The organism is Microterricola pindariensis (assembly GCF_002936985.1).
Taxonomy (GTDB): Bacteria; Actinomycetota; Actinomycetes; order Actinomycetales; family Microbacteriaceae; genus Microterricola; species Microterricola pindariensis.
This window is the reverse complement of sequence record NZ_MPZN01000076.1, coordinates 1-12,625: the sequence shown is the minus strand read 5'-3', so window position 1 is coordinate 12,625 and position 12,625 is coordinate 1. Positions and strand designations below refer to the sequence as shown.

Genomic DNA, 12,625 nt, shown 5'->3' with positions numbered 1-12,625 from the left:
AGCTCGTCGACGAGGGCGATTTCCGGATGCCGGGCCAGCACGGCGTCCACGTCCATCTCGTCCAGCAGCACGCCGCGGTGCTCGCTGACGGTGCGCGGCACGATCTCGAAGCCGTCCAGCATCTCGGCCGTGCCCTCGCGACCATGGGTTTCCACGAGCGCGACCACGACGTCCTTGCCGGCCAGGCGCAGCCGGCGCCCCTCCTCCAGCATCGTGAAGGTCTTGCCCACCCCCGGTGCGGCGCCGAGGAGTACCCGCAGACGACCTCGCGACACTAGTTCTTCTCATCCATTCCGGCCAGCGCCGCGTTCAGCGCCAGCACGTTGACGGTCGGCTCGCCGAGATAGCCGAGATCCCGTTCCTGAATCATAGACTCGACGAGCGCCGACACCCGAGCAGTCTCGAGCGAGCGCGCCGCGGCCACCCGGTGCACCTGCAGGCGGGCGTACTCCGGGCTGATGTGCGGGTCGAGCCCGGAGCCGGAGGCGGTGACGGCGTCCGGGGGGATCGCGGAGACGCTCACACCGTCAAGCTTCTCGATCGCCGACTGGCGGTCCCGGATGGCCGCCACCAGATCGGGGTTCTCCGGGCCCCAGTTGCTGCCGCTGGAGGCGGCGGCGTCATGGCCGGAGCCTGCGGCGGAGGGCCGGGGCTGGAACCACTGCGGGAGCGGGGTGCCCTCGGCATCCGCGAACGACTGCCCGATCAGGGCGGAGCCGACCGCCCGGCCGTCGACGCGGACGAGCGAGCCGTTCGCCTGTTGTGGCAGCGCGAGCTGCCCGATGCCGGTGATCACGAGCGGGTAAAGCACGCCGAGGATCAGCGTCAGCACGAGCAACGCCCGCACCGCCACGCCGTACTGGCGGAGTGTTCCACGTGTTGTAGCCATGAGAGGTCCTTCGTGTTGTGGTCTAGAAGCCGGGCAGCAGGCTGACGACGAGGTCGACGAGCTTGATTCCGATGAAGGGGGCGATCACGCCGCCGAGGCCGTAGATGATCAGGTTGCGCCGCAGGATCTGGGAGGCTGATGCCGCCCTGTAGCGCACGCCGCGCAGGGCGAGCGGGATCAGGATGACGATGATGATCGCGTTGAAGATCACGGCGGAGAGGATCGCGGATGCCGGAGAGCTGAGGCCCATCAGGTTGAGGACCTCGAGGCCGGGGAACGCGCCCGCGAACATCGCCGGGATGATGGCGAAGTACTTGGCCACGTCGTTCGCGATCGAGAACGTGGTGAGCGAGCCGCGGGTGATGAGCAGCTGCTTGCCGATGCGCACGATGTCGATCAGCTTGGTCGGGTCCGAGTCGAGGTCGACCATGTTGCCCGCCTCCTTCGCGGCGGAGGTGCCCGTGTTCATCGCGACGCCGACGTCGGCCTGGGCGAGCGCCGGGGCGTCGTTGGTGCCGTCCCCGGTCATCGCAACCAGGTTGCCGCCGGCCTGCTCGCGCTTGATCAGGGCCATCTTGTCCTCCGGCGTCGCCTCGGCCAGGAAGTCGTCGACGCCGGCCTCCGCCGCAATCGCCTTCGCCGTCAGCGGGTTGTCGCCGGTGATCATGACGGTGCGGATGCCCATCCGGCGCAGTTCGGCGAAACGCTCGACCAGGCCGGTCTTCACGACGTCCTTCAGGTAGATCACCCCGAGCACGCGGCTCTGCCCGTCTGCCCGCCGCTCGGCCACGACGAGGGGAGTGCCGCCGGCTTCGGAGACCCGCTCGACGGCGGCCCGCAGCTCGCCCTCGGTATCGGCAGCCAGGGCGCCGGACTCGGCGGCCCAGGCGGCCACCATGGAGCCGGCTCCCTTCCGGAGCATCGCCCCGTCGGCGTAGTCGATGCCGCTCATCCGGGTCTGCGCGGTGAAGGGCACGACCGCGCCCGACGCCTGCTGCACGCGGGTGAGGGTGGGGTCGAGCCGTTCGGCGAGCAGCACGATCGAGCTGCCCTCCGGGGTCGGGTCGGCCAGCGACGCCGCGTGTGCCGCTGCCACCAGTTCGGCCTCGCCGGCCCCGCCGACGGGGATGAACTCGGCGGCCTGGCGATTGCCGTAGGTGATCGTCCCGGTCTTGTCGAGGAGCAGGGTCGTCACATCACCGGCGGCCTCAACGGCCCGGCCGGAGAGCGCGAGCACGTTGCGCTGCACGAGGCGGTCCATGCCGGCGATGCCGATGGCCGAGAGCAGCGCGCCGATCGTGGTGGGGATGAGGCAGACCAGCAGGGCGATCAGCACGGGCACGCTGGGCGCGGCGTCCGAGTAGCCGGCCATCGGGCCGATCGTGAGCACCACGACGACGAAGACGATCGACAGCGTGGCGAGCAGGATGTTCAGCGCGATCTCGTTCGGCGTCTTCTGGCGACTCGCGCCCTCGACCAGACGGATCATCCGGTCGACGAAGGTCTCGCCCGGCTTGCTGGTGATGCGCACCACGATGCGGTCGGAGAGCACCCGGGTGCCGCCGGTGACGGCGCTGCGGTCGCCGCCCGACTCCCGAACGACGGGCGCCGACTCGCCGGTGATGGCCGACTCGTCGACGGAGGCGATGCCCCAGACGATGTCGCCGTCGCCGGGGATCAGCTCGCCGGCCGTCACCACGACGACGTCGCCGAGGTGGAGGTCCGCTGATGCGATCGCCTCGCTGGTGGCGACGAGTGCCCCCGGGTCTGCCGTCTCGTCGTAGTGCGGGACCCGGTGGGCGATCGTGCTGGTGCGCGTGGCGCGCAGGCTTTCCGCCTGGGCCTTGCCACGCCCCTCCGCAACAGCCTCGGCGAGGTTCGCGAAGAGCACGGTCAGCCAGAGCCAGACGGCGATGGAGACGGTGAAGGCGGACGGCATGGCGGTGCCGCCGGATTCGACGGGCCCGCCGCTGAGCGGCTCGGTGATGGCGATCAGCGTGGTGAGTGCCGCGCCGACCTCCACGATGAACATGACCGGGTTGCGCCACATCTGCCGGGGGTGCAGTTTGCGGAGGGCGACGGGGAGCGCGGCCAGCAGCTGCCGGGGGCCGAACGGTGCCGCCGTGTCCTTGTGGCGGTGCACCGAGCTCTCGGTGCGTTCTTCGGTGGTCGTTGACATGGTTAGAGCAGTCCTTCCGCGAGGGGCCCCAGTGCGAGCACCGGGAAATAGGTGAGAGCGGAGACGATGACGACCGTGCCGCAGAGCAGGCCGACGAACAACGGTCGGTGGGTGGGCAGTGTGCCGGCCGTGACGGGAACCTTCTCTTGTGCCGCGAGGGATCCGGCGAGCGCCAGGACGAACAGGATCGGCAGCAGCCGGCCGAGCAGCATCGCAACCCCCAGCGCGGTGTTGAACCACGGGGTGTTCGCGGTCAGGCCGGCGAACGCGGAGCCGTTGTTGTTGGCGGCCGAGGTGAACGCGTAGAGCACCTCGGAGAAGCCGTGCAGCCCGGGGTTCAGGATCGAGGTGCCGATGACCGACTCGCGGATGACAGGGATGCCGAAGCTGAGCGCGGTCCCGACGAGTACCAGGGTCGGCGTCGTCAGGATGTAGAGGCTCGCGAGCTTGATCTCCCGCGCGCCCAGCTTCTTGCCGAGGTACTCCGGGGTGCGACCGACCATCAGGCCGGCGATGAACACCGCGAGGATCGCGATGACGAGCATGCCGTACAGGCCGGATCCGACGCCGCCGGGGGCGAGCTCGCCGAGCATCATGTTGAGCATGGTGGTGCCGCCTCCGAGCGCGGTGTAGCTGTCGTGCATGGAGTTGACGGCGCCGGTGGAGGTGAGCGTGCTCGTCGTGCCGAAGAGGGCGGAGCCGAGTTCGCCGAATCGCTGTTCCTTGCCCTCCATGGCGCCGCCGGCCAGCACCGGGGCGGTGCCGCGGCCTCCGAGCTCGAGGGCGCTCAATAGGGAGACGGAGAGCACGAAGAAGGTGCCCATCGCCGCGAGGATGGCGTAGCCCTGACGGTTGTCCCCGACCATGCGGCCGAAGGTGCGCGGCAGGGCGAACGGGATCGCGAGCATGAGGAGCACCTCCACCAGGTTGACCCAGGCTGTCGGGTTCTCGAAGGGGTGGGCCGAGTTCGCGTTGAAGAAGCCGCCGCCGTTGGTGCCGAGCAGCTTGATGGCCTCCTGCGAGGCGACCGGGCCACCGGGGATCGACTGGGTGCCGCCGGCGAGCGTGCCGACATCCTGAAACCCGGCGAAGTTCTGGATGACGCCGCCGGCGAGCAGCACGATGGCGGCCACCGCGGCGAACGGCAGCAGGATGCGGAGCGAGCCGCGGACCAGGTCCACCCAGAAGTTGCCGAGGGTGGGGCTGGCGGCGCGGGCAAGGCCGCGCACCAGGGCGACTGCGACCGCGATGCCGACGGCGGCCGACAGGAAGTTCTGCACGGCGAGGCCGAGCAGCTGCACGCTGTAGCCCATGGTCGCCTCGGGGGAGTACGACTGCCAGTTGGTGTTCGTGACGAAGGAGATGGCGGTGTTGAAGGAGAGCTGCTCGCTGACGGCGGGCAGGCCGAGCGCGAACGGCAGGAAGGCCTGCAGTCGCTGCAGGCCGTACACGGCGAGGATGCCGACGGCGGAGAACGCGAGCACGCTGCGGAAGTAGATCGGCCAGGTCTGCTCGGCGTCTTGGTTGACGCCGGTCAGGCGGTAGATGACCTTCTCGACGCGCAGGTGCCGCGTCGAGCTGTAGACGGTGGCCATGTAGTCGCCGAGTGGGCGGTACAGCACGGCAAGGAGGAGCGCCAGCGTCAGAAGCTGCAGCGCGAAGAGCACGAGCGGCGGCATCTAGAAGCGCTCCGGTTTCAGCAGGGCGTAGACGAGATAGCCGAGGGCGGCCACGGCGAGCGTGGCGCTCAGCAGGTCGATGAAGCCGCGCAGCACATCGCCGCTCACAGCTTCTCCACCCCCCGCGCGATGAGGGCGATGAGGGCAATGAGCGCCGCAATGCCTCCGATGAAGATGAGATCGAGCACGAGCAGACTCCCGGTCAGACGGGGCCCGGCGGGGCTCCGCCGCGGCCGTGGCCCGTGGCCACGGCATCAGTTCACACCTCGGTGCGGCGGGCAGCCAGCATCCTCACAGCTTCCCTACGGTGCCCCGCCCAATCCTCACGGCACGCTCGCACTGCGGACGCTCGCTTGAGGCCCGCGTGCGCGACGTTGGCGCTCCGCACGCCGGCTGGAGGGGGCCGCGCCGCTAGCGGCCCGCGCGGTCGACGGCGACGAGCAGGGTCTGCACGCGCGGACGCGCCTCCGGCGTCAGGCGGATCTCCACGCGCAGGCGCCCGCTGGCCCCCGGCAGGAACCAGGCCAGGTGCGCGGGGCCGTCCGAGCAGGCGTCCGTCGGGGAGCCTGCGGTCAGGCCGCCGATGTCGGCGAGGGCGAGCCGGAGGGCCGCGGTGCGGCGCTCGAGCGGCAGGTCGAGCGCCACGTTCTCCGAGAACAGGGTTGGCTCCAGCGGCTTCTCGTCCCCGCCCGCCCAGTCAGCCAGCAGCTCCGTGACGGCGGTCTGTGCTGCGCGCGTCTCCGGCCAGAGCGGCGGAACGGGCGCGGGGGCGGATGCCGCTGCCTCTCGCTCCGCGAGCAGGGCGTCGAGCACGGCGGTCGCCGTCGCGGAGACGCGCGAGTAGGTGGCGTTCGAGAACGCCACGACGCCGAGCCGCTGCTCGAGCGACCAGCGCATGTGCGCCGAGAAACCGGGGTATCCGCCGGAGTGGGACACCACCCGGCTGCTCGGCGAGTACTGCTCGACGAACAGACCGTAGCCGTAGCCGGTCGGGCGCTCGCTCACGGTCTGGTCGAGGCGGTGCAACTGCTGCATCTCGCGCCGGCTGGCCGCGCTGAGCACGGCGTCGTCGGCATCCGCATCGAAGGCGGATGCCAGCCAGCCGGCCCAGCGGGCCAGGTCGGCGACCGTGCTGAACAGCCCGCCGATCGCCGAGAACGCGCCGGGGCCGGTGAACGGCAGCGGCTCCCAGGCGCCGGCGTGGCGGCGATGGCCGACGGCGACGCCGCCGGGCGCGGCCACCGAGGCGTCGAAGCCGGTGCTGGCCAGCCCGAGCGGCGTGAGCAGCCGCTCGGTGACGAAGCTCTGGTAGCTCCGGCCGCTGACGACCTCGATGACCCGGCCGAGCAGGGCGTAGCCGAGGTTGGAGTACGCGAAGCGGGTGCCCGGCTCGGCCTCGAAGCGCACGCCGGCGGCGAGCAGGGCGTCGAACGCCGCCGCCGTCATGGCCTCCTGCCGGTCGGCCCATGGGTCGTCGGTGGGCAGCCCGGAGGACATGGTGAGCAGCATCCGCACCGTCGGCACGGCGGAGCCCGCCGAGGGCAGCCCGGCCAGGCTCAGGCCGGGCACAGTGCGGGTGACCGGGTCGTCGAGTCCGAGCAGCCCCTCGTCGCGGAGGCTGAGCAGCGCGGCCGCGGTGAAGCTCTTGGTGCAGGAGGCGATGCGGAAGGCGGTGTCGGCCGCGACGCCGGACTGGCGGGCGTGCCGGAGGCCGTCGGCGTCGAACAGGCCCCAGGCGGCGGCCGGTGCCGCGCCGCGGGCCAGGTGCTCCTCGAACAGGGCGTCGCTCACGCTCCCGCCACCGGGGCGGCGTGCTTGCCCAGGCCGTGGCCGGCCGCGGCGAGGTCGGCGGCCCCGAGGATGCCGGCGTTGTTGCGGTGCACGGCGGGCACGATCTCCGTCTGCAGGCGGAGCAGGGGCAGGAAGTCGGCGTAGTTCTTGGAGACGCCGCCGCCGACGATGAAGAGGTCGGGGGAGAAGAGCAGCTCCAGGTGGCTGTAGTAGCGCTGCAGGCGCTCCGCCCACTGCTCCCAGCTGAGCGACTCCCGTTCCTTGGCCGAGTACGCGGCGCCCTTCTCTGCACCCTGGCCGTCGAGCTCGAGGTGGCCGAGCTCGGTGTTCGGCACCAGCACGCCGTTGTAGAGCAGCGCCGAGCCGATTCCGGTGCCCAGCGTGGTGAGCAGCACGACGCCGGAGCGGCCGCGCGCGGCGCCGAAGCGCACCTCGGCGTGGCCGGCGGCATCCGCGTCGTTGACGAAGTGGATGGGCACCTGCAGGCGCTCCTCGAACATGGCCTCGGCGGGCAGGCCGATCCAGTCGTCGGAGATGTTCGCGGCCGAGAGGGTGCGGCCGCCCTTGACGATCGCGGGGAAGCAGATGCCGACGGGCAGCGCGCCGAACTCCTCGCGGAGGCCGTCGAGCATGCGGTCGGTGGCCTCCAGGATGTCGGCCGGCTTGGCGCCGTCCGGGGTGGCCACCTTGCGGCGGTCCGAGAGCAGCTCGCCCGTGCCGAGGTCGACGACAGCGCCCTTGATGCCGGTTCCGCCGATGTCGATTCCAATGGCTGTGCGGGCGGGGAGGGTGCGCTGTTCAGTCATAGGGATGAATCTACTCGGTGCTCGGCAGGGTGAGGATCTCGGCGCCCCGCTCGGTCACGACGAGGGTGTGCTCGAACTGAGCGGTCATGCTCTTGTCGCGTGTGGTCACCGTCCAGTCGTCGGCCCAGAGGTCCCACTCGTGGCCGCCGAGGGTGAGCATGGGCTCGATCGTGAACACCATGCCGGGCACCATCACGTCGTTGTACTCGGGGGCGGAGTCGTAGTGCGGGATGATCAGCCCGCTGTGGAAGGCGGAGCCGACGCCGTGGCCGGTGAAATCGCGGACGACGCCGTAGCCGAAGCGCTTCGCGTAGGAGGCGATGGTGCGGCCGATGACGTTGACCTCGCGGCCGGGGGCGACGGCCTTGATGCCGCGGGCCAGGGCCTCCCGGGTGCGCTCGACGAGCAGGGTCACCTCCTCGCTGGCGGAGCCGACGATGAAGGTGTGGTTGAGGTCGCCGTGCATGCCGTTGCGGAACGCCGTCACGTCGATGTTGACGATGTCGCCGTCCTCCAGCACGGTGTCGTCGGGGATGCCGTGGCAGATGACCTCGTTGACGGAGGTGCAGCTGGACTTCGGGTAGCCCCGGTAGCCGAGCGTGGAGGGGTAGGCGTCGTGGTCGAGCAGGTACTGGTGCACGACCGCGTCCAGCTGCTCGGTGGTCACGCCCGGCGCGATGATGGCGCCGGCCGCGGCGATCGCGTCGGCGGCGATGCGGCCGGACTCGCGGATCAGCTCCACCTGCTCCGCCGTGTAGACGTTGTCGCCGGTGTACTCGGCGGGCGCGGCCTTTCCGACGTACTCGGGGCGAATGATGTGGGCGGGGACGACACGCTGGGGCGAGAGCCGCCCGGCAATCAGGTGACCGGCAGAATCCTTGGGCATAGGATCAAGCTTATGACCGAGCGTGGAGACAAACAGTTCTGGTACAACATGCGAACCGGCGCAGTGGAATTCGGCTACGCCTCGCCGTCACTCGACCGGGTGGGCCCATTCCCAACCGAGCAGGCCGCGGCGCACGCCCTCGAGAAGCTGCGCGAGAACTCCGCGAAGTGGGACGCCGAAGACGCCGAGGACCGCTAGCCCGCGCTACTCGTAGCTGTGCTCCGGCGCCGGGTAGGTGCCAGAGTCGACGTCGCCGCGGAACTCCGTGACGGCGTCCAACAGCACCTGGCGCACATTGGCGTACTGCCGCACGAACTTGGGCACGCGGCCCTCGCCCATGCCGGCGAAGTCGGTCCACACCAGCAGCTGGCCGTCGACGTCGGGTCCCGCGCCGACACCGATGGTCGGGATGGTCAGCGCCGCGGTGACCGCGGCGGCGGCCGCGGCGGGCACCATCTCGAGCACGACGGCGAAGGCGCCGGCATCCTGAATCGCGAGGGCGTCGGCGAGCAGCTGATCCGCGCCGGCACCGCGTCCCTGGATCATGTGGCCGCCGAGGCCGTGCTCGCTCTGCGGGGTGAAGCCGATGTGCGCCATGACTGGGATGCCGGCCTGCACGATGCGGCGGATCTGCTGCGCGCTGCGCTCACCGCCCTCCAGCTTGACGGCATGCGCTCCGGTCTCCTTCATGAAGCGGATGGCGGTGTGCAGCGCCTCCTCCGGGTTCACCTCGTACGAGCCGAACGGCATGTCGGCCACGACGAGGGCCCGCTTGGCTGCGGTTGCCACGGCCCGCGTCAACGGGATCAGCTCGTCGACCGTGACGGGCAGGGTGGTGTCGTAGCCGAGCACCGTGTTGCCGGCGGAGTCGCCGACCAGCAGGAAGTCGATGCCGGCCTCATCGAAGATGCGGGCCGTGAGCTGGTCGTAGCTGGTCAGCCCCGTGATCTTGACGCCGTTGTCCTTGGCGATCTGGAAATGCCGGGTGCGCACGCGCTTCGGCCCGGCGGTGTTGGACCCGCCGTAGGGGTTGGAGACTTCGGCTGCTTGCTCAGACATAGCGGCAGTCTATCGAGCGCCCGCAGACACGGCGGCTACGCACTACTCTGGAAGCCAGCGAGAAAGGGCATGAATGGACAAGCAGCGTGACTTCGTTCTTCGGACCATTGAGGAACGGGGCGTCAAATTCATCCGCCTGTGGTTCACCGACGTCGTCGGCACGCTGAAGTCGGTGGCCATCGCCCCGGCCGAGGTGGAGGGCGCGTTCACGGAGGGCCTCGGCTTCGACGGCTCCGCGATCGAGGGCCTCACCCGCACCTACGAGTCTGACCTGCTCGCGCACCCAGACCCCAGCACCTTCCAGATCCTGCCCTGGCGGGGCGACGTCGACCCGACCGCCCGCATGTTCTGCGACATCAGCACGCCCGACGGGGCACCGGCCGTCGCCGACCCGCGCAACGTGCTCAAGCGCACGCTGGCGAAGGCGGCCGACCGCGGCTTCACCTTCTACACGCACCCCGAGATCGAGTTCTACCTGCTGAAGTCCTCGAAGTACGGCAAGAACGGTCCCATCCCGGTCGACTCGGCCGGCTACTTCGACAACGTTCCGGGCGGAACCGCGCACGACTTCCGCCGCAGCTCCGTGCGGATGCTGGAGGACCTCGGCATCTCGGTCGAGTTCAGCCACCACGAGGCGGGCCCCGGCCAGAACGAGATCGACCTCCGCTACGCGGACGCGCTGACCACCGCCGACAACATCATGACGTTCCGCACCGTCATCAAGGAGGTCGCGATCGAGCAGGGCGTCTACGCGACGTTCATGCCGAAGCCCTTCTCCGACCACCCCGGCTCCGGCATGCACACGCACCTGTCACTGTTCGAGGGCGACGCGAACGCCTTCTACGAGCCGGGCGCGCAGTACCAGCTCTCCAAGACCGGCCGCCACTTCATCGCCGGCCTTCTGAAGCACGCGCCGGAGATCACCGCCGTCACGAACCAGTTCGTGAACTCCTACAAGCGGCTCTGGGGCGGCGACGAGGCGCCCAGCTTCGTCTGCTGGGGGCACAACAACCGCTCCGCGCTCATCCGGGTGCCGCTGTACAAGCCGAACAAGGGCCAGAGCGCGCGCATCGAATACCGCGCCATCGACTCCGCCGCGAACCCGTACCTCTCCTTCTCGCTCATGCTGGCCGCCGGCCTCAAGGGCATCGAGGAGGAGTACGAGCTGCCGGAGGAGGCCGAGGACAACGTCTGGAGCCTGAGCGACACCGAGCGCCGCGCGCTCGGCTACGCCCAGCTGCCGGCCAGCCTCGACCACGCCATCCAGTACATGGAGGAGTCCGAGCTCGTCGCCGAGACGCTGGGGGAGCAGGTGTTCAACTACGTGCTGCTCAACAAGCGCAAGGAGTGGCGGGAGTACCGCAACCAGGTAACCCCGTTCGAGCTGCGCAACAACCTCGAGATCCTCTAGACCGCGGCAGATGGCTTCCGCGCGCTTCAGCCTGACCGAGCTCGCCCGCGCCGGCTTCCTCGAACTCGGCGCGGCGGCCGACGGCCTGGCCGAGTTCGAGGAGTTGAGCGGCGCGCCCGCGCGCGGCATCCTCGGCGCGCTGTCGCGGGCCGCCGATACCGACTCCGCGCTGCGCAGCCTGACCGCGCTGCTCCGGCAGGCCCCCGCCGAGACGGGCGCCCTGTTGGCCGATCCGGACACGGCCGCGCGCCTCGCCCTCGTGCTCGGCGCCTCGGAGGGCCTGGCCGAGTTCTTCCTGCGCCAGCCGAGCGCCCTCGCCGCCCTGGCCGAGCCGCTGGCCGCGCTGCCGGATGCCGCAGAGCTCGGCGCCGACCTGCTCGCCGCCGTCTCCGGCAGCGCGGTGGGCAGCGCCGGCGGCGACGAGGCGGCCTGGGCGCGGATGCGTGTGCGCTACCGCTGGTGGCTGGCCCGGCTGGCCGCCTTCGACCTCGAGCAGCACGACCCGGTCGGTGGGGTCGACGGCATCGCCGGGGCGCTGGCCGACCTGGCCGGGGCCACCCTGGACGCCTCGCTGGCCGTGGCCCGGCGAGCGGTGACATCCGCCGGGACGGCTGCCTTCGGGCTCTTCGACGCCGCGGAGGTGGACGCCACCCGGCTCAGCATCATGGGCATGGGCAAGGCCGGCGCGCACGAGCTCAACTACGTCAGCGACGTCGACGTGATCTTCATCGCCGAGGCCGGCGACGGGCTCGACAACGCCCGCGCCGTCGACATCGCCACCCGGCTGGCCATGCTCACCATGCGCGGAATCTCCGAACCGCTGGTGGAGCCGGGGCTCTGGGAGGTGGACGCGAACCTGCGCCCGGAGGGCAAGGACGGCGCCCTCGTGCGCACCCTCGAATCCCACCTCGCCTACTACGAGCGCTGGGCCAAGAACTGGGAGTTCCAGGCGCTCGTGAAGGCCCGCCCGCTGGCCGGCGACCGGGAGCTGGGGGAGCGTTACGTGAGCGCCCTCGCCCCCGCCGTGTGGAACAGCTCCGATCGGGAGGGCTTCGTCGAGTCCGTGCAGCGCATGCGCGAGCGCGTGACGGCGCACATCCCCGACGATGAGGTCGACGTGCAGCTGAAGCTCGGCCCTGGAGGCCTGCGCGACATCGAGTTCACCGTGCAGCTGCTGCAGCTCGTGCACGGCCAGTCCGACGAGAGCGTGCGGCACGGGGGCACGTTGCCCGCCCTGGTGGCGCTGGCGGATGCCGGCTACATCGGCCGGGTCGAGGCCGCCGAGTTCGCCCAGGACTACCGGATGCTGCGCCTGCTCGAACACCGCCTGCAGCTGCAGCGGCTGCGCCGCACCCACCTGATGCCCCGCAGCGAGGACGCCCTGCGGGTGCTCGCGCGCTCCAGCGGACTGGCCGGCGGCGCCGGCGAGCTCCGCGCCCGCTGGGCGGCCGGCAAGCAGCGGGTGCGCGGCCTGCACGAGCGCCTGTTCTACCGGCCGCTGCTCTCCGCGGTGGCCGCGCTGCCGGCTGAGGGCCTCAACCTGACCAGCGCGCAGGCCGAGGCGCGCCTGGCGGCCATCGGCTTCGTCGACCCGCGCGGCGCGCTCGCCCACATCGCCGCCCTCACCGCCGGCGTCTCCCGCCGCGCCACCATCCAGCGCCACCTGTTGCCGGTGATGCTGCAGTGGTTCGCCGACGGCGCCGACCCGGACTACGGCCTGCTCGCCTTCCGCCGGCTGAGCGACAGCCTGGGCGGCACGCACTGGTTCCTGCGCATGCTGCGCGACTCCTCCGGTGCCGCCGAGCGGCTCACCCGGGTGCTCTCCGGCTCCCGCTTCATCGGCGAGCTGCTCGAGCTGACCCCCGAGTCGGTGGTCTGGCTGGAGGGCGACGAGGAGCTGCGCCCCCGCAGCCGCGCCTCCCTGG

11 protein-coding genes and 1 pseudogene are annotated in these 12,625 nt (G+C 70.9%); 3 read left to right on the top strand and 9 right to left on the bottom strand.

Annotation, left to right across the window (positions count from 1 at the left end):
* The 8 genes and pseudogenes from GY24_RS15335 to map form a co-directional block, all read right to left on the bottom strand.
* A pseudogene (locus tag GY24_RS15335) lies at positions 1-275 on the bottom strand (histidine kinase); the annotation flags it as partial.
* Complete coding sequence (gene kdpC / locus GY24_RS15330) at positions 275-889, bottom strand: potassium-transporting ATPase subunit KdpC (RefSeq protein ID WP_104477252.1); 615 nt, start codon at positions 887-889, stop codon at positions 275-277. The pseudogene GY24_RS15335 and the gene kdpC, both read right to left, overlap by 1 nt.
* Positions 890-911: 22 nt before the next feature.
* Complete coding sequence (kdpB, locus tag GY24_RS15325; RefSeq protein WP_104477250.1) at positions 912-3,068, bottom strand: potassium-transporting ATPase subunit KdpB; 2,157 nt, start codon at positions 3,066-3,068, stop codon at positions 912-914.
* Between the two features lie 2 nt (positions 3,069-3,070).
* Entirely contained in the window at positions 3,071-4,747 is a 1,677-nt protein-coding gene (gene kdpA / locus GY24_RS15320) for a potassium-transporting ATPase subunit KdpA (RefSeq protein ID WP_104477248.1), read from the bottom strand.
* A complete protein-coding gene (gene kdpF, locus GY24_RS17930; RefSeq protein ID WP_193953616.1) occupies positions 4,748-4,855 on the bottom strand; it encodes a K(+)-transporting ATPase subunit F in 108 nt (35 codons plus the stop codon).
* 303 nt (positions 4,856-5,158) lie between these two features.
* Positions 5,159-6,538, bottom strand: a complete 1,380-nt coding sequence (locus tag GY24_RS15310) for a serine hydrolase domain-containing protein (protein WP_104477244.1) — start codon at positions 6,536-6,538, stop codon at positions 5,159-5,161.
* On the bottom strand, positions 6,535-7,344 hold the full coding sequence (gene ppgK / locus GY24_RS15305) for a polyphosphate--glucose phosphotransferase (protein WP_104477242.1): 810 nt from the start codon (positions 7,342-7,344) through the stop codon (positions 6,535-6,537). Before ppgK ends, GY24_RS15310 begins: the two co-directional genes overlap by 4 nt.
* 10 nt (positions 7,345-7,354) lie before the next feature.
* Positions 7,355-8,230 (bottom strand): type I methionyl aminopeptidase, encoded by an 876-nt coding sequence (map, locus tag GY24_RS15300; protein WP_104477240.1) that lies wholly within the window; start codon positions 8,228-8,230, stop codon positions 7,355-7,357.
* Between the two features lie 12 nt (positions 8,231-8,242).
* Here map and GY24_RS15295 point away from each other — a divergent pair, with 12 nt between their 5' ends.
* On the top strand, positions 8,243-8,428 hold the full coding sequence (locus GY24_RS15295; RefSeq protein ID WP_104477238.1) for a hypothetical protein: 186 nt from the start codon (positions 8,243-8,245) through the stop codon (positions 8,426-8,428).
* Between the two features lie 6 nt (positions 8,429-8,434).
* On the opposite strand, the gene panB is transcribed toward GY24_RS15295, so the two are convergent.
* Positions 8,435-9,289: a 3-methyl-2-oxobutanoate hydroxymethyltransferase gene (gene panB / locus GY24_RS15290; RefSeq protein ID WP_104477236.1), complete on the bottom strand. Its 855-nt coding sequence runs from the start codon at positions 9,287-9,289 to the stop codon at positions 8,435-8,437.
* 73 nt (positions 9,290-9,362) lie between these two features.
* Between panB and glnA the strand changes: the two genes are divergently transcribed.
* Together glnA and GY24_RS15280 are read left to right on the top strand one after the other, a co-directional pair.
* Positions 9,363-10,700: a type I glutamate--ammonia ligase gene (gene glnA, locus GY24_RS15285; protein WP_083364026.1), complete on the top strand. Its 1,338-nt coding sequence runs from the start codon at positions 9,363-9,365 to the stop codon at positions 10,698-10,700.
* 10 nt (positions 10,701-10,710) lie between these two features.
* On the top strand, positions 10,711-12,625 hold a 1,915-nt coding region (locus tag GY24_RS15280; protein ID WP_104477234.1), incomplete at its 3' end, for a bifunctional [glutamine synthetase] adenylyltransferase/[glutamine synthetase]-adenylyl-L-tyrosine phosphorylase.